Here is a 15,257-nt window from a genome sequence, read left to right as displayed (position 1 = left end):
CCGTTAGACTCGGCCTTTGGCACCTTTGTGTCCCAAAAACCGTGACGATCTGTCCACGAGTCGGTACGGGGACCTTCAGCCAGCCAATCGGAAGCACGGGAAGAGATGTCGGCACCGAATAAGTCGTACGACCCTGTAGAGGTCGAGGCCTTGAAACCGGAAGAGATCGAGCGCATGCGGGACGAGGCGCTCGCCGCCTTCGCCGCCGCGGACTCCCTCGACGCGCTCCAGGAGGCCAAGGTCGCCCACACCGGCGGGACCTCCCCGCTGGCCCTCGCCAACCGCGAGATCGGCGCGCTGCCCCCGCATGCCAAGGCCGCCGCCGGAAAGCTCGTCGGCCAGGCCCGCGGCGCGGTCAACAAGGGCCTCGCGGCCCGCCAGACCGAACTGGAGGCCGAGCGGGACCAGCGGGTGCTGGTCGAGGAGGCCGTGGACGTCACGCTGCCCTACGACCGCGTACCGTCCGGCGCCCGCCACCCGCTCACCACCCTGTCCGAGCGCATCGAGGACATCTTCGTGGCCATGGGCTACGAGGTGGCCGAGGGCCCGCAGGTCGAGGCCGAGTGGTTCAACTTCGACGCGCTGAACATCGGCCCGGACCACCCGGCCCGCGGCGAGGCCGACACCTTCTTCATCGAGGGCCCGGACGGCGGCACCGAGTCCGGCGTCGTGCTGCGCACCCACACCTCGCCCGTGCAGATCCGCTCGCTGCTCGACCGTGAGCTGCCGGTCTACGTGATCTGTCCCGGCCGCGTGTACCGCACCGACGAGCTGGACGCCACGCACACCCCGGTCTTCCACCAGGTCGAGCTGCTCGCCGTCGACGAGGGCCTGACCATGGCCGACCTCAAGGGCACCCTGGACCACATGGTCCAGTCCCTGTTCGGCGAGGGCATGAAGACCCGGCTGCGGCCCAACTTCTTCCCGTTCACCGAGCCGTCCGCCGAGATGGACATGGTGTGCTACGTCTGCCGCGGCGAGTCCGTCGGCAACCCCGACCGCCCCTGCCGTACCTGCTCCTCCGAGGGCTGGATCGAGCTGGGCGGCTGCGGGATGGTCAACCCCAAGGTGCTGACCGCCTGCGGCGTGGACCCGGAGAAGTACAGCGGCTTCGCCTTCGGGTTCGGTATCGAGCGGATGCTGATGTTCCGCCACAACGTCGAAGACATGCGAGACATGGTCGAGGGTGACGTCCGGTTCACCCGGCCGTTCGGGATGGAGATCTGATGCGGGTCCCGCTTTCTTGGCTGCGGGAGTACGTCGACCTGCCGGCGACCGAAACCGGCCGTGACGTCCAGGCCAAGCTCATTTCGGCCGGTCTCGAGGTGGAGTCCGTCGAGCAGCTCGGCGACGGCCTCAAGGGCCCGCTCGTCGTCGGCCAGGTGCTGACCATCGAGGAGCTGACGGAGTTCAAGAAGCCGATCCGCTTCTGCACCGTCGACGTCGGCCAGGCCAACGGCACGGGCGAGCCCCAGGAACTCATCTGCGGCGCCCGCAACTTCCAGGTCGGCGACAAGGTCGTCGTCGTCCTCCCCGGCGCCGTGCTGCCCGGCGGCTTCGAGATCGCCGCGCGCAAGACGTACGGCCGTGTCTCGCACGGCATGATCTGCTCCACCAGCGAGCTGGGCATGGGCGACGACGGCACCCACGGCATCATCGTGCTGCCGCCGGAGACCGAGGTCGGCAAGGACGCCATCGAGCTGCTCGAACTGGTCGACGAGGTCCTGGACATCGCCGTCACCGCCAACCGCGGCGACTGCCTGTCCATCCGCGGCGTCGCCCGCGAGACCGCCATCGGCTACGGCATCCCGCTGCGCGACCCGGCCCTGCTCGACGTGCCCGGCCCGAACGCCTTCGGCTACCCGGTGCGGGTCTCGGACCCGATCGGCTGCGACCGCTTCACCGCCCGCACGGTGACCGGCCTGAGCCCCGAGGCGCGCTCCCCGATCTGGCTCCAGCGCCGTCTGCAGAAGGTCGGCATGCGCCCGATCTCGCTCGCCGTCGACGTCACCAACTACGTGATGATGGAGCTCGGCCAGCCGCTGCACGCCTACGACCGGGGCCTGGTCCAGGGCACCATCGGTGTGCGCCGGGCCGAGGAGGGCGAGAAGCTCGTCACCCTCGACGGCGTCGAGCGCAAGCTGCACGCCGAGGACCTGGTCATCACCGATGAGCGCGGGCCCATCGGCCTCGCGGGCGTCATGGGCGGCGCCAACACGGAGATCGCCGACCACGACGACGTGGAGAACGCCTCGACCGACGTCGTCATCGAGGCCGCCCACTTCGACCAGGTCGCCATCGCGCGCACGGCCCGCCGTCACAAGCTGTCCTCGGAGGCGTCCCGCCGCTTCGAGCGCGGTGTGGACCCGGCCGCGGCCGCCGCGGCCGCCCAGCGCACGGTGGACCTGCTGGTGCTGCTCGCGGGCGGTACCGCCGAGGCGGGCGTCACCGAGGTCGTCACGCCGTCCGGGCCGCACACCATCACCAGCCCGGCCGACCACCCGGACAAGGTCGCGGGCGTCGAGTACGGCCGCGAGACCGTCGTGCGACGACTCCAGCAGATCGGCTGCGACGTGTACGGGCAGGACGAGCTGATCGTCACCGTGCCGTCCTGGCGGCCCGACCTCCTGGAGCCGAACGACCTGGCCGAAGAGGTCATCCGCCTGGAGGGCTACGAGAACCTGCCCTCCACGCTGCCCAAGCCGCCGTCCGGCCGTGGCCTGACCCACCGTCAGCGACTGCACCGCCGGGTCGGCCGCGCGCTGGCCGGGGCGGGCTTCGTCGAGGCGCCGAACTACCCCTTCGTCAGCGAGCAGGTCTTCGACCAGCTCGGCCTGGCGGCCGACGACCCGGCCCGCCGCGTCGTCAAGCTGACCAACCCGCTCAACGACGAGGAGCCCGCGCTCCGTACGTCGCTGCTGCCGGGTCTGCTCGGTGCGCTGCGGCGCAACGACGGGCGGGGCTCGCACGATCTGGCCCTGTTCGAGACGGGCCTGGTCTTCCAGCCGCGAGAGGAGCTCAGCGTCGCCGGGCACCTGTCCGTCGACCGGCGTCCGACCGACGAGGAGATCGCCGCGCTGAACGCCGTGCTGCCCGAGCAGCCGCGGCATGTGGCCGTCGTCCTCGCCGGTGCGCGGGAGCAGGCCGGCTGGTGGGGCAAGGGCCGTCCGGCCGACTGGGCCGACGCGGTGGAGGCGGCGCGGCTCGTGGCCCGTGAGGCCGGGGCCGAACTGATCGTGGGGAGCGGGCAGTACGGCCCGTGGCACCCCGGCCGGTGCGCCGCGCTGGCGATCACCGTGGAGGGCGCCGAGCGGGTCATCGGGTACGCCGGTGAGCTGCACCCGGGTGTGCTGAAGAGGCTGGGTCTGCCCGCGCGTACCTGTGCGATGGAGCTGGACCTGGACGCGCTGGAGCAGGTCGGGGACGGTACGCCGCAGGCGCCGAGCATCTCCACGTTCCCGGTGGCCACGCAGGATGTCGCCCTCGTGGTGGACAAGCCGGTGCCGGCGGCGGAGGTCGAGGCGGCGTTGCGTGCGGGGGCGGGTGAACTTCTTGAGGGGATCCGGCTGTTCGACGTGTACGTCAATGACGAGCAGCTCGGTGACGGGAAGAAGTCGCTGGCGTATGCGTTGCGCTTCCGCGCGGGGGACCGGACGCTGACGGTTGATGAGGCGTCGGCTGCGAGGGACGCGGCGGTTGCCCTCGCGGGCGAGCGTACGGGGGCTGTTCTGCGGGGTTAGTGCGCCCAAGGGGCGGGGGACTGCTGTTTGTTCGGCGGCTGCGGGTTCGTCGTGGCTGGTCGCGCAGTTCCCCGCGCCCCTGAAGGGGCGCGTTGCAGTCACCTCACTCAATAGGGTGACTTCTCCTGGTGATCTGGTACTTCCGGGCCATCTCTCGACAGAATCGGACCGGCCTTTCGGGGTCGGTCCGTCTGCGTTGTCAGGGCCTATTGGGGGGCCATAGGCATGTTCCGCATCAAGGCTCGGGTTCCCCGGAAGGTGTTGGCGATGGGGCTGCCCACCGCCTGGGGTGCGATGGCGATCACGTACAAGTTGGCCTGTCCGCTCGCTCAGGAGGACAGCCTTGAGGCTCGCGTCGTCACCAGTGCCGTCTTCTTCGCCGTGGGGACCGGACTGATCCTGCATGTCCGGCAGGCACTGCTGCGTGAGCTCAGGCAGGTCCGCAAGGTCGCCGGTGCCGCGCAGAACGCGTTGCTGCGGCCGTTGCCCGCGCGCATCGACGGGCTGAACGTCGCCGCCGCGCAGCTCTCCGCGGACCGTGACGCGTGTGTCGGCGGTGACCTGTACGAGGTCGTCGCCACGGAGCACGGCGTACGGGCGGTGATGGGCGACGTACGCGGCCATGGCATCGCCGCCATCGGCACGGTGGCCGCCCTCCTCGGCAGCTTCCGCGAGGCCGTCCACGACGAACCCGACCTGGGCGAGGTGCTGCGCAGACTGGAGCGGGCCCTGGCCCGGCACCTGCGCGAGCGGGCACGGGACGAGCACCCCGCCTCCGGCCTGGAGCCCGACACCCCGGTCGCCGAGGAGTTCGTGACCCTCCTGCTGCTGGAGATCGGAGGGGACGGCGAGATGACCACCCTCAACTGCGGTCATCCCTGGCCTTATCTGCTGACGGACGGAGGCGTAGGCCCTCTCGCCGGCGCCGATCCCCTCCCGCCCCTCGGCCCGTTCCCCCTCCCCGCCGAACTGACGCCGTTGCCCTGCGGGGCCCTTCAGCCAGGCGACTCGCTGGTCCTGTACACGGACGGCGTCGAGGACGCGAGGGACGCGAGAGGCCGGTTCTTTTCCCTGCAGGCGGCGCTCGTCGGCGTCGCACACGGCCAACCCATCACACCTCAATCGATACTGCGCACACTCTTCGCGGCCCTCCTCCGCCACACAAGAGGACGACCGGCAGACGACGTAGCGCTACTGGTACTACGGAACGACCGAGCGAGGGTCCAGTGCGACGCCCTAGGGGCGCGGGGAACTGCGCGACCAGCCACAACGAACCCGCAGCCGACAAATCACCGTTAGCGCAACGACGTTTAGTCACCCGGCGTTGCCAGCGCAGCGTCGGCGCGGCGACGCCGTCCGCCCCGCCACGGAGTGTCGGGCAGGCAGCTGGGCGGACGGCGCGGAGGCGGGCCGCCGCACTGTACGAGGGGGAGCCGGCGGCCCGGCCGGCCTCTTGCGAGGCATTTCAGTCAACTGGATGGGAACTCTCCGCAACAGCGCGCGCACCCTACGGATTCGAGCACTCGCTTCACACCCCGTGTGAAGCGGTTCGCACTACTCTGTCCGCACCGAGGCCACCCGGGGGGCATACATGCAGCCCAACACTCTGCTCGACGCGATCCTGGACGAGGCCGGGGTCTCGCACGCGGGGCTGGCAGCGCACGTGAACCAGGCGGGGCGGGCGCGCGGGATCGCGCTGAGATACGAACACACCGCCGTCGCACGGTGGTTGAAGGGCCAGCGGCCGCGCGGCCAGGTGCCCGACCTGATCTGCGAGGTGCTCGCCGCACGGCTGCACCGTCCCGTCACGCTCGACGACATCGGCCTCGGCGTACCCGGCGAACCGGCCACCGCGCACGCCACCTCGCTGTCCGGCTTCGTCGAGCGGGCCACCGCGTTGTGGCGCTCCGACGAGCAGCAGCGGCCCCACATCCTGGGTGCGCCCGCGGTCACCGGCACGCCCGCCGTGATGCCCGTGTGGGAGTGGGAGAACCCGCCCGAGGATGTCGATGTCTCGCGCGGGGGGCGGCATCGGGTCACCCCGGGCGACATCGAGATGCTGCGTGCCGCCCGCACCCACTACGAGCAGATGTACCGCAAGGCGGGCGGCATAGCGACCCGCACCCGGATCGTCGGGTTCCTGAACGCGGAGGCCGCCCCGCTGTTGCGCGGCAGCTACACCGATGCCACGGGCCGTCAACTGCACCGTGCCACCGGGGGGTTGGTGGCGGTCGCGGGTATCTGCGCGTACGACTCCGACGCGCACGGGCTCGCCCAGCGCTACTTCCATCAGGCGCTGCGGCTCGCCAAGGCCAGTGGGGACCGGGGGTTGGGAGCCTATGTGATCGCGCTGCTGGTCAACCAGGCGCTGTTCATGCGGGAGTTCCGGCAGGCCGTCGCCTTCGCGGAGGCCGCGCTGCGGGCGGCCGGCAAGCACATCACCCCGGCGCTCGCCTCCGATCTGTACGCGATGCAGGCGAAGGCGTACGCCCACCTCGGCGACGGCACGAGCGCCCTGTCCTGCATCCGGCGTGCCGAGCAGGCCGCCGATCGCATCCACCGCGGGTACGAACCCGATGAGACGGGCTATGTCCAGCCCGGACTCGTCAACGTCCAGGTGGCGGAGGCGCTGCTGAGTCTCGGGGAGCTGGCGGCCGCGGGGGAGCACGCCGCGGCCGCCGTAGACAATCCCGCCCACGACCGGGGCCGGGTGCACCGGCTGGGCATGCTCAGCACCATCGAGCTGCGCCGGGGCAACGCCGACAAGGCGGTGGCCATGGCGGTGCAGATGGCCGAGCAGGCGCGGGGAATGGAGTCCCAGCGCCTGCGCGACAGACTCCGGGCGGTACGCGAACACCTGGTGCGCAGCGGCGGCGCGGGCACGGCAGAGGCCGCCGAACTCATCGACGGAGCACTGCGCGTACCGCTCTAGGCCGGTGTCAGGCCGGCACTCGAACGCCGACACCTCATAGTCCCTGCTGCGATATTGCCACTTACTCGACGGAAGGTGGCAGAACCGTGCAGTGGACGAAACAGAACGAACAAACTGTGTATGAAAACCGCTGGTTCACCGTCAACCTGGCAGACGTGGAGCTGCCCGACGGCCGGCACCTGGACCACTTCCTCATACGGATGCGGCCGGTCGCCGTGGCCACGGTGGTCAACGAGGCCAATGAAGTCCTCCTCCTGTGGCGCCACCGTTTCATCACCGACAGCTGGGGGTGGGAACTCGCGGCGGGCGTCGTCGAGGACGGCGAGGACATCGCCCGCGCGGCCGCCAGGGAGCTGGAGGAGGAGACCGGCTGGCGGCCGGGACCCCTGCACCACCTCATGAGCGTGGAGCCCTCCAACGGGCTCACCGACGCCCGGCACCACATCTACTGGGCCGACGAGGGCGAGTACGTCGGACATCCCGTGGACGACTTCGAGTCGGACCGCCGGGAATGGGTTCCGCTCAAGCTCGTCCCCGACATGGTCGCCCGTGGGGAGGTCCCGGCCGCCAACATGGCGGCCGCCTTACTGATGCTGCACCATCTCAGGCTGGGGCAGGACGTCCTGCGCTGAGCGGACGTCCCCGCGCTAGTGCCCGACGGCCTGCCAGATCGCCACGACGAGAGCACCCACGGCGGTGAGGGCGGCGACCGCGGGCAGCGGCCAGCGCGCGTGTTCCAGTGTGTGGATCCGGGTGTTCAGCTCGTCGATCTCCTTGGCGGTCTCCTCGGTGCGGTGCGACAGCAGAGCCAGCCCGCCCTCCACGCGGGCGTAGGCGACGTCGAGTCGACGTCGTAACTCTGCGAGTTCTCCAGATACGACTGGATGCTCGGGATCGGCGGTCACGTGTCCGCTCCTTTCCGTAGTCATCTGTCATCCCTTGCATGCGCAGGGAAAGTGAACTCGCCTGGTGGACGCATGGGGAGAGTGTGCGAGGGGCATATGCGAGCCCGGAGTGCACACGGTGTGTGAATGGCGCGGGCCCGGCACCTTCTCGGTGCCGGGCCCGTGTACTTGGCCGGAATCTGACCGTCTGTAATCAGCCGTAGGTGTAGAAGCCGGAGTTGGTCTTGCGGCCCAGCCGGCCCGCGTCGACCATGCGCAGCAGCAGCGGGGGAGCGGCGTACAGGGGCTCCTTGAACTCGTCGTACATGCTCTGCGCCACCGAGGCGACGGTGTCCAGGCCGATCAGGTCGGACAGCCTCAGCGGGCCCATCGGGTGGGCGCAGCCCAGCTCCATGCCGTTGTCGATGTCCTCGCGGCTGGCGATGCCCGACTCGAACATCCGGATCGCGGAGAGGAGGTAGGGGATCAGCAGTGCGTTGACCACGAAGCCGGAGCGGTCCTGGGCGCGGATCGCGTGCTTGCCGAGCAGCTTCTCGGCGAAGGACTGGGCGCGGGCGATCGTGCCCTCGGAGGTGGTGAGGGCCGGGATCAGCTCGACGAGCTTCTGCACCGGGGCCGGGTTGAAGAAGTGGATGCCGATGACCTGGTCGGGGCGCGAGGTGGCGACCGCCAGCTTCACCAGCGGGATCGAGGAGGTGTTGGAGGCGAGGATGGCGTCCGGGCGGGTCATGACCTGGTCGAGCACCTGGAAGATCTCGGTCTTCACCTGCTCGTTCTCGACGACGGCCTCGATCACCAGATCGCGGTCGGCGAGTTCGCCGAGGTCCGTGGTGAACGACAGCCGTGCCAGCGTGGCGTCCCGCTCCTCCTCGCTGATCTTGCCGCGCTCGGCAGCTTTGGCCAGGGAGTTGAACAGCCGGGTGCGGCCGATCTCCAGGGCCTCGCCGGTGGTCTCGGCGACCTTCACGTCCAGGCCGGCGCGGGCGCACACCTCGGCGATGCCCGCTCCCATCTGGCCACAGCCCACCACACCGACGCGTGCAATATCTCCGGAGATGCCGGTCACATCGTCCCCTTCGCTGATCCACGACTGCGACAGGTCCGCCGTTGTTCGGCGCCTGCTCCAAACCTGCACGTTACCTTCGGCGAAGTTTGATCGATCGTTCGGGTGCCTCATGAAAAGCTGGCGCGGGCGCGATCCGGAACGTACGGATCTGCTGCGGGGTGGGCCCTTGACCACGGCACACGGAGGTACGAAGAGATGCTGCACCGGAAGTCACGGCTGTCACGACGGGCGTTCACGGTGACCGCCTTGTCTGCACTCGTGGCGGGAGGCGGCGCGGTGGCGGCGAGTTCCGCCCTGGCGCGCGGGTCGGACCCGGGTCGGCGACGGGCGGTCCGGGAGATGCGCGGCGTGTGGGTGGCCACCGTGACGAACCGGGACTGGCCCTCCAAGCCGGGGCTGACCGCGGACGAGCAGCGCGACGAGTTGCTCGCCCACCTGGACACGGCGGTGGACAACGGCCTCAACACGGTGGTCCTCCAGGTGCGGCCCACGGCCGACGCCCTGTGGCCCTCGCCGTACGAGCCGTGGTCGCAGGTCCTCACCGGTACGCAGGGCAAGGACCCCGGCTGGGACCCGCTGCGCACGGCCGTCGCGGAGGCCCACGACCGTGGTCTGCAGCTGCATGCCTGGTTCAACCCGTACCGCATCGCCAACCACACGGATCCGAGCAAGCTCGCCAAGTCCCACCCCGCCCGCCAGAACCCGGAGTGGGTGGTCACGTACGGCGGCAAGCTCTACTACAACCCGGGGCTGCCCGAGGTCCGCACCTTCGTGCAGCAGGCGATGCTCGACGCGGTGGAGAAGTACCAGGTCGACGGGGTTCACTTCGACGACTACTTCTACCCCTATCCCGTGGCGGGCCAGACCTTCGACGACACCGACGCCTACGACCGCTACGGCGGCGGCTTCGCGACGCGGGCCGCCTGGCGGCGGGACAACATCGACAAGCTGGTCGTCGAGATGGCGGCCGGCATCCGGCGGATCCGGCCCACCACACAGTTCGGCATCAGCCCGTTCGGCGTGTGGCGCAACGCCGCCACCGACCCGCTCGGCTCCGACTCACGGGCGGGGGTGCAGACGTACGACGACCTGTACGCGGACACCCGCAAGTGGGTCCGCGAGGGCTGGATCGACTACATCTGCCCGCAGCTGTACTGGAACATCGGCTTCGCCGCCGCCGACTACGCCAAGCTCGTGTCCTGGTGGGCGGAGGTGGCGCGGGGCAGCAGGACGCGGCTGTACCTCGGCGAGGCGCTGTACAAGGCCGGTGATCCGGCGCAGCCCGCGGCCTGGCAGGACCCGGCCGAGCTGTCGCGGCACCTCACGCTGGCCAAGGAGCACCCGGAGGCGCACGGGCACGTCTTCTTCGCCGCGAAGGACGTGGCCACGGACCGGATCGGGGCCATGGCGCGGGTAGTCGCCGACCACTATGGGCAGCCGGCGAGGACCCCGCGCTGATCTGCTCGTCGAGCTACTTCGTCATGTCCTTGTGACGGATCTCGGTGTCGGGGCCGGGGGAGCACAGGCCCTCGTGCCCGTCCTGGAAACGGACGCGGTACGGAGGGTTGCCCTCCTGGCCCAGGATTTCGACGATCTCGCCGACCTTGTCGTGTTGCCCGACCACCCTGCCGTGCTGGACAAGCTGGTCGCCCACGGTTGCACGCATCTGTCGGTCCTCCTCACCAGGAGCGGGAGCAGCGGTCCGTGGCCTTGAGTCTACGGCGTGGAGCGGTGGTTGGCGGTGGGTCGTACGGGTCCGCTCAGCCACGCGCCCGCTGGGTCACGGCGATGCACACGAGCACCGCCGCGGCCGTCAACGGGGCGGCCACTGTCAGGTGCTCGCCCAGCAGCAGCACCGACCACACCAGTGTGAGCAGGGGCTGCGCCAACTGCAACTGGCTGGCCTTCGGGATGCCGATGGCGGCCATGCCCCGGTACCAGACGACCAGGCCGAGGAACTGCGATCCCGCCGCGACCCACAGCAGTCCGGCCACGCCGTGCCAGTTCAGGTCCACGGGCTCGTACGACAGCGCCACGGCGGCGGCCGGAACGGTGAGCGGCAGGGCCAGCACCAGGGCCCAGCCGACCACCTGCCAGCCCGGCATGACCCGGGCCAGCCGGCCGCCCTCGGTGTAGCCGGCCGCGCACACCAGCAGCGCCACGAACAGGTACAGGTCGGCCGTGGTCAGGGCGCCGCCGCTCTGCTGCACGGTGAAGGCGACCACGGCGCCCGCGCCCACGAGCGCCGCCGTCCAGAAGGTGCGCGAGGGGCGGGTGCCGACGCGCAGGGCGGAGAACAGCGCGGTGGTCAGCGGGAGCAGCCCGACCACGACGGCGGCGTGCGCCGTGGTGGACGTCTGGAGCGCGAGCGTGCTGAAGAGCGGGAAGCCGAGGACCACTCCGGCGGCGACCACCGCGAGGCCCGCCCAGTGGCGGCGGGCGGGGAGCGGCACCCTCAGGGCGAGCAGACAGCCGCCCGCGATCAGCGCGGCCAGTACGGAGCGTACGCCGACCAGGGACCAGGGTCCGAATCCCTCCAGGCCCCAGGCGGTGGCGGGAAACGTGAGGGAGAAGGCCGCGACACCGAGGGCGGCTTGGAGCGTGCCGCGGACGGTGGTCCTGGCGGGGGCGGCCTGGGCTGTCGGCGTGCTCGGGGTGGCCGGCGCTGCCGAGACGGCCGGAGTGGTGACTGCTATCGACGTCGTGGCGGTAGCGCTATTCTCTGCTCTCATGCAAGAGCGTAGCAGTGTCGGTGAACTGGCGGATCAGCTACGACGGGAACTGGACCGCTACTCTCCAGGTGGAAAGCTCCCGTCAAGTCGGGCCCTCGTCGAGCGGTTCCGGGTGAGCCCGGTGACCGTCTCCCGTGCCCTCGGGCAACTGGCCGCCGAGGGGCTGGTCGTCACCCGGCCCGGCGCCGGAGCGTTCCGCGCCGAACCCCGTCCGCAGGCCGCCCCGGTCGGGGACACCTCCTGGCAGGAGGTCACGCTCAGCGCGGACGCCGCCGCGGAGCTCGTACCGCGCTCGGTGGACGCCTCGGGGGTGCTGGCCTCGCTCACCGCCCCGCCGCCCGGCGTGATCGAGTTCAACGGCGGCTATCTGCACCAGTCGTTGCAGCCGGAGCGGGCGATGGCCGCCGCGCTGTCGCGAGCCGGACGCCGGCCCGGGGCGTGGGGGAGGCCGCCCATGGAGGGGCTGCCGGAGCTGCGGGAATGGTTCGCGCGCAGCATCGGCGGGCCGGGCGGCGCCGTCACGGCGGCCGAGGTGCTGATCACCGCCGGCGGCCAGTCGGCGCTGACGATCGCACTGCGGGCGCTCGCACCGCCGGGTGCGCCGGTGCTGGTCGAGTCGCCGACGTATCCCGGCATGCTGGCGATCGCCCGCGCGGCCGGCCTGCGCCCGATCCCGGTCCCGGTCGACCCGGACGGTGTACGGCCGTCCCTGCTCGCCGACGCCTTCCGCGCGACCGGCGCCCGCGTGTTCGTCTGCCAGCCACTGTTCCAGAACCCGACCGGCGCGATGCTCGCCCCCGAGCGCCGCGGCGAGGTGCTGCGCATCGCGCGGCAGGCCGGTGCCTTCGTCGTCGAGGACGACTTCGTACGACGGCTGGTGCACGAGGACGCCGGGCCCCTGCCGCGTCCGCTGGCCGCCGACGACCCCGACGGCGTCGTCGTCCACGTCTGCTCGCTGACCAAGGCGACCTCGCCGAGCTTCCGGGTGAGCGCGCTCGCCGCCCGGGGCCCGGTGCTGGAGCGGCTGCGCGCCATCCAGGTCGTCGACACCTTCTTCGTGCCCCGGCCCTTGCAGGAGGCCGCGCTCGAACTCGTCGGCTCGCCCGCCTGGCCGCGCCATCTGCGGGCGATCTCCGCCGAGTTGAAGACCCGCCGCGACGCGATGACAGCCGCCCTGCGCCTCGACCTCCCCGAACTCGCCCTCCCGCACATCCCGTCCGGCGGCTACCACCTGTGGCTCCGCCTTCCCGACGGCGCCGACGAATCGGCCCTGAACGCCGCCGCCCTGCGCGCGGGCGTCGCCATCACCCCGGGCCGCCCGTACTTCAGCGCGGAGCCTCCGGCCGGGCATGTGCGGTTGAGCTTCGCGGCGGTGGCGGGGGTGGGGGAGATCACGGAGGGGGTACGGCGGCTGCGGGCCGCCTGTGACGAGGTGCTCTAGCCGTGGGGTACCGGGGCGACACCGCAGCTGAACTCGGCCGACGCGAACAGCTCCGGGGTCAGGCGTATGCCGGTGATGCGGTGGGCGAGGGCGAAGGAGGCGCCGGTCAGTCCCTCGTAGTCCCGCTCGTCGTCCTCGTCGTGCTCGATCAGGTCGAAGCCCGACTCCCGCATTTCCTCCAGAAGTTCGTCGGGATGGGTGCCGTCGCGGTAGTAGGCGAAGAGCGGCTCGAAGTGCAGGCGCAGCTCGCCGTCCTCGTACCAGCAGAAGTGGTCCACCGCGTTGACGTTGAGGAAGTGGGAGACCACCGTGCGGCCGCGTGAGAGGGGGATCATGGCTTCGTTCGTGACGCCGAGGTAGCCGTTGAACTCGACCATGAGGGACCAGCCGCCGACCGGGGTCGCCCCGACGAACAGGCGGTACGCCCCGCGATCGTCGTACGAGGGCTCGCACAGGCCGTCCACGCCGGTGATCCGTGGCCCTGGCTCGGCAGCCAGTTCGCGGAGCAGTTCCTCGGGAGTCAGTCCGCGGACCAGCGTGACGCAGTACGCCTGCGTCAGGTTCTCGTACTGCTCCTCCAGCCACGCGTAGTCCGCGGCAGTCGTCGTCCCAGTCATGCCCGCAGCATCGCACCCACCACTGACAACGCCCCGCCCACCGGGGAAATCCGCTCGACGCCGGCGCCGCCGTCCTGCGAGTCTCGCCGCATGACCGACACCCCGCCCCTCGCCGAGGGCTACGAGATCTCGACCGACCCCGACCGCGTCGACGCGGAGCGTGTGCACAGGTGGCTGTCCACCGACGCGTACTGGGCGATCGGGCGGGCGCGCGACAAGCAGGACCGGGCGATCGAGGGGTCGCTGAACTTCGGGGTGTACGAGACGGTTTCGGGGGAGCAGGTGGCGTATGCCCGGGTCGTCACCGACCGGGCTACCTTCGCGTGGCTGTGCGATGTGTACGTCGCCCCGTCGGTGCGCGGCAAGGGCATCGGGACGGCGCTCGTCGGGGGCGTACGCGAGCACCTGCGGCCGTACGGCATCAAGCGCATGCTGCTCGCCACGCACGACGCGCACGGGGTCTACGAGAAGCTCGGGTTCGCGCCGCTGGAGCGGCCGGACCAATGGATGGCGCTGTACTTCTAGCGGAGTCGCCGGCGGAACTATCCTTCCGGCGGCACTGCTTGAACTTCCAACAGCTCTGTTTTCTGGCGACTTGTCCGCCTGATCCTGACCCCGCAGTAAGGATTCGTCCACCCTCGGTGACTCCTCCACAACACCTCTTGACCTGCGCACTTTCGCGTCACACCATCGCCGCATGCCACTTCGGGTCACGTTCGTCGCCGCCGCGCGCAGCTCACCGCTGCTCGCCGAGCGCTTCGAGGACGACCGGCCGCTGGACCAGGCCGGCTGGGACGAGGTGCAGGGCGTCGCGCGCGACCTGCTGCCGCTGGCCGCCGCCGAGCTGCGCTACTGCTCGCCGACCCCGCGCAGCCGCGCCACCGGCGACGCCCTCGGGTATGCCCCGCTGGTGCAACTCGCCCTGCGCGACTGTGACATGGGCCGCTGGCGCGGGCTGACCCTGGGTGAGGCGATGGCCCGGGAGCCGGAGGCGGTGGACGCCTGGCTGGCCGACCCGCGCGGCACACCGCACGGCGGGGAGTCGTTGCTGGCGTTCATCTCCCGGGTCGGCGGCTGGCTGGACACCCGGCCCGTGGAGGACGGCGGCCGGATCGTCGCCGTGGCCGAACCGTCCGTGATCCGGGCCGCCCTGGTGTACGTGCTGAAGGCGCCGCCCGCCACGTACTGGAACCTCGACGTACGCCCCCTGTCGACGACCACCGTGACCGGCCGGGCGGGCCGCTGGAACCTCCGCTTCGACGGGGCGCCGGCTCAGCCCTCGCGCGCGTAGTCGGTCGTGAGGACGAGGTCCTTGGCCGGGCCGCGCACCCGCCACACCGACCGCCAGCGGTCCTCGTCCAGGACGGTGAACTCGCCCCGGTAGAGGTCGGCCGAGCAGGGGTGGTCGGCGATGTGCCGCCCGGAGGCCAGGTCCAGGTCGTGGAAGGGCCGTCCGTCGGCGAAGCGCACGTCCGCGGTGCCCGGTGTCGCGCCCGGCAGGAAGCGCAGCGTCCGCTCGGCGGGACGTCCGACGCCCTGCCAGACGAAAGTGCCGGACTCCTCGTGCAGCAGTCCGCCTTCAGCGAGGCGGCCGAAAACCGTCGTACCGGAGAACGCCCCTTCGTCCCCGCTCGCGAGATCCCGCACCGACCGCTCGACGCGCCAGCTCCCGGCCAGATACGTCAGCACATCCGGAACCGGCCAGAACTCGCCCATCCGTCCCTCACCTCCGACCGCTTCCGACACTTTCGATACCGACCGACCTGTTGACGCTCTCGAAGCCCCCTCCCTATCTTGCCGTTCGAAGTGCTGATCATTGTCTGA

General features: G+C 70.9%; 15 protein-coding genes. 9 read left to right on the top strand and 6 right to left on the bottom strand.

The window, feature by feature from the left end; all coding sequences use genetic code 11:
* The first annotated feature begins 105 nt into the window (after window positions 1-105).
* From pheS to ACIA8X_RS22135, 5 genes are all read left to right on the top strand, one after another.
* Entirely contained in the window at window positions 106-1,227 is a 1,122-nt protein-coding gene (pheS, locus tag ACIA8X_RS22155) for a phenylalanine--tRNA ligase subunit alpha (RefSeq protein WP_393461291.1), read from the top strand.
* Complete coding sequence (gene pheT / locus ACIA8X_RS22150) at window positions 1,227-3,740, top strand: phenylalanine--tRNA ligase subunit beta (RefSeq protein ID WP_393461293.1); 2,514 nt, start codon at window positions 1,227-1,229, stop codon at window positions 3,738-3,740. Before pheS ends, pheT begins: the two co-directional genes overlap by 1 nt.
* A gap of 225 nt (window positions 3,741-3,965) precedes the next feature.
* Complete coding sequence (locus ACIA8X_RS22145) at window positions 3,966-5,039, top strand: PP2C family protein-serine/threonine phosphatase (RefSeq protein ID WP_393461295.1); 1,074 nt, start codon at window positions 3,966-3,968, stop codon at window positions 5,037-5,039.
* A gap of 292 nt (window positions 5,040-5,331) precedes the next feature.
* Entirely contained in the window at window positions 5,332-6,672 is a 1,341-nt protein-coding gene (locus ACIA8X_RS22140; protein WP_393461296.1) for a transcriptional regulator, read from the top strand.
* Between the two features lie 86 nt (window positions 6,673-6,758).
* Window positions 6,759-7,304 (top strand): NUDIX hydrolase, encoded by a 546-nt coding sequence (locus ACIA8X_RS22135; protein WP_393461298.1) that lies wholly within the window; start codon window positions 6,759-6,761, stop codon window positions 7,302-7,304.
* A gap of 15 nt (window positions 7,305-7,319) precedes the next feature.
* Here ACIA8X_RS22135 and ACIA8X_RS22130 read toward each other — a convergent pair whose 3' ends face one another.
* Both ACIA8X_RS22130 and ACIA8X_RS22125 read right to left on the bottom strand, forming a co-directional pair.
* A complete protein-coding gene (locus tag ACIA8X_RS22130; protein ID WP_093909010.1) occupies window positions 7,320-7,577 on the bottom strand; it encodes a hypothetical protein in 258 nt (85 codons plus the stop codon).
* A 193-nt stretch (window positions 7,578-7,770) separates the two neighbouring features.
* Complete coding sequence (locus ACIA8X_RS22125; RefSeq protein ID WP_393461300.1) at window positions 7,771-8,643, bottom strand: 3-hydroxybutyryl-CoA dehydrogenase; 873 nt, start codon at window positions 8,641-8,643, stop codon at window positions 7,771-7,773.
* A 195-nt stretch (window positions 8,644-8,838) separates the two neighbouring features.
* Between ACIA8X_RS22125 and ACIA8X_RS22120 the strand changes: the two genes are divergently transcribed.
* Window positions 8,839-10,101 (top strand): glycoside hydrolase family 10 protein, encoded by a 1,263-nt coding sequence (locus tag ACIA8X_RS22120; protein WP_393461302.1) that lies wholly within the window; start codon window positions 8,839-8,841, stop codon window positions 10,099-10,101.
* A gap of 13 nt (window positions 10,102-10,114) precedes the next feature.
* Here ACIA8X_RS22120 and ACIA8X_RS22115 read toward each other — a convergent pair whose 3' ends face one another.
* Window positions 10,115-10,309, bottom strand: coding sequence for a DUF1918 domain-containing protein (locus ACIA8X_RS22115; protein WP_393461304.1), 195 nt, complete (start codon window positions 10,307-10,309; stop codon window positions 10,115-10,117).
* Window positions 10,310-10,403: 94 nt separating this feature from the next.
* Window positions 10,404-11,375, bottom strand: coding sequence for a DMT family transporter (locus ACIA8X_RS22110; protein ID WP_399458926.1), 972 nt, complete (start codon window positions 11,373-11,375; stop codon window positions 10,404-10,406).
* Between ACIA8X_RS22110 and ACIA8X_RS22105 the strand changes: the two genes are divergently transcribed.
* The gene (locus ACIA8X_RS22105) at window positions 11,374-12,816 is read left to right on the top strand and encodes a PLP-dependent aminotransferase family protein (protein WP_399458925.1); all 1,443 of its coding nucleotides are present in this window, start codon (window positions 11,374-11,376) and stop codon (window positions 12,814-12,816) included. The two genes, ACIA8X_RS22110 and ACIA8X_RS22105, sit on opposite strands and share 2 nt — an antisense overlap.
* Here the strand turns inward: ACIA8X_RS22105 and ACIA8X_RS22100 are convergent.
* The gene (locus ACIA8X_RS22100) at window positions 12,813-13,433 is read right to left on the bottom strand and encodes a DUF6461 domain-containing protein (RefSeq protein ID WP_399458924.1); all 621 of its coding nucleotides are present in this window, start codon (window positions 13,431-13,433) and stop codon (window positions 12,813-12,815) included. The genes ACIA8X_RS22105 and ACIA8X_RS22100 overlap by 4 nt on opposite strands.
* A 90-nt stretch (window positions 13,434-13,523) precedes the next feature.
* Between ACIA8X_RS22100 and ACIA8X_RS22095 the strand changes: the two genes are divergently transcribed.
* Together ACIA8X_RS22095 and ACIA8X_RS22090 are read left to right on the top strand one after the other, a co-directional pair.
* Window positions 13,524-13,958 (top strand): GNAT family N-acetyltransferase, encoded by a 435-nt coding sequence (locus ACIA8X_RS22095; protein WP_393461312.1) that lies wholly within the window; start codon window positions 13,524-13,526, stop codon window positions 13,956-13,958.
* 172 nt (window positions 13,959-14,130) lie between these two features.
* A complete protein-coding gene (locus ACIA8X_RS22090) occupies window positions 14,131-14,724 on the top strand; it encodes a histidine phosphatase family protein (protein ID WP_393461314.1) in 594 nt (197 codons plus the stop codon).
* Here ACIA8X_RS22090 and ACIA8X_RS22085 read toward each other — a convergent pair.
* Window positions 14,706-15,149: a DUF6314 family protein gene (locus tag ACIA8X_RS22085; RefSeq protein ID WP_393461316.1), complete on the bottom strand. Its 444-nt coding sequence runs from the start codon at window positions 15,147-15,149 to the stop codon at window positions 14,706-14,708. The genes ACIA8X_RS22090 and ACIA8X_RS22085 overlap by 19 nt on opposite strands.
* Window positions 15,150-15,257 lie beyond the last annotated feature (108 nt).

The sequence above is a fragment of the Streptomyces sp. NPDC051738 genome (assembly GCF_044453205.1).
Lineage (GTDB): Bacteria > Actinomycetota > Actinomycetes > Streptomycetales > Streptomycetaceae > Streptomyces.
This window is presented reverse-complemented; position numbering and strand designations above follow the sequence as displayed.

Excerpts from the sequence above, each read along its gene's own strand:
- pheS (WP_393461291.1), top strand. The coding sequence starts at position 106 with ATGTCGGCACCGAATAAGTCGTACGACCCTGTAGAGGTCGAGGCCTTG.
- pheT (WP_393461293.1), top strand. The coding sequence starts at position 1,227 with ATGCGGGTCCCGCTTTCTTGGCTGCGGGAGTACGTCGACCTGCCGGCG.
- ACIA8X_RS22145 (WP_393461295.1), top strand. The coding sequence starts at position 3,966 with ATGTTCCGCATCAAGGCTCGGGTTCCCCGGAAGGTGTTGGCGATGGGG.
- ACIA8X_RS22140 (WP_393461296.1), top strand. The coding sequence starts at position 5,332 with ATGCAGCCCAACACTCTGCTCGACGCGATCCTGGACGAGGCCGGGGTC.
- ACIA8X_RS22120 (WP_393461302.1), top strand. The coding sequence starts at position 8,839 with ATGCTGCACCGGAAGTCACGGCTGTCACGACGGGCGTTCACGGTGACC.
- ACIA8X_RS22115 (WP_393461304.1), bottom strand. The coding sequence starts at position 10,309 with ATGCGTGCAACCGTGGGCGACCAGCTTGTCCAGCACGGCAGGGTGGTC.
- ACIA8X_RS22105 (WP_399458925.1), top strand. The coding sequence starts at position 11,374 with ATGCAAGAGCGTAGCAGTGTCGGTGAACTGGCGGATCAGCTACGACGG.
- ACIA8X_RS22110 (WP_399458926.1), bottom strand. The coding sequence starts at position 11,375 with ATGAGAGCAGAGAATAGCGCTACCGCCACGACGTCGATAGCAGTCACC.
- ACIA8X_RS22100 (WP_399458924.1), bottom strand. The coding sequence starts at position 13,433 with ATGACTGGGACGACGACTGCCGCGGACTACGCGTGGCTGGAGGAGCAG.
- ACIA8X_RS22095 (WP_393461312.1), top strand. The coding sequence starts at position 13,524 with ATGACCGACACCCCGCCCCTCGCCGAGGGCTACGAGATCTCGACCGAC.
- ACIA8X_RS22090 (WP_393461314.1), top strand. The coding sequence starts at position 14,131 with ATGCCACTTCGGGTCACGTTCGTCGCCGCCGCGCGCAGCTCACCGCTG.
- ACIA8X_RS22085 (WP_393461316.1), bottom strand. The coding sequence starts at position 15,149 with ATGGGCGAGTTCTGGCCGGTTCCGGATGTGCTGACGTATCTGGCCGGG.